Consider the following 482-nt stretch of genomic DNA (forward strand, 5'->3'; position numbering starts at 1 on the left):
CCGCCGCGCCCTGCTCGCCGCTCGCCGACAAACCAGTGCCGCCGCGCCCTGCTCGCCGCTCGCCGACAAACCAGTGCCGCCGCGCCCTGCTCGCCGCTCGCATACAAACCAGACCTGCCGCGCCCTGCCCGCCGTCCGCCGACAAACCAGATCTACCGCCATCCGTATACCGCCCGCGTACAAACCAGATCTGCCGCCATCTGTCCGCCGTCCGCCGACAAACCAGATCTACCGTCGCCCATCCCCCACAATCCAGTGCTCTCATCTGTCCCCAGCCTAAAAAGCCTGCAAAAGTGCATCTTTTTCCCCGACAGTACGCCTGCAGCGCAATATTCCTGCAAAAATACAGGCTTTTCAGCGTATATATGAGCTCAAAGCACTGGCTTTGCAAACAAAACCCTAACTGTGGGATGAAATCCATATAAAGGTATTCGTGATGAGATGGCACGCATGTAGTTGAGTGTCGTTTGGTTGCAATTTAC

Annotated in this window: 1 protein-coding gene; it reads right to left on the reverse strand. The window is 57.7% G+C overall.

The features are described from left to right. Positions 1-265 (reverse strand): hypothetical protein (locus AC0LWT_RS28940; protein WP_474684758.1); only part of this gene is annotated, 265 nt, incomplete at its 3' end. Positions 266-482: the final 217 nt, after the last annotated feature.

It is taken from the genome of Paenibacillus sp. sgz302164, assembly GCF_056120505.1.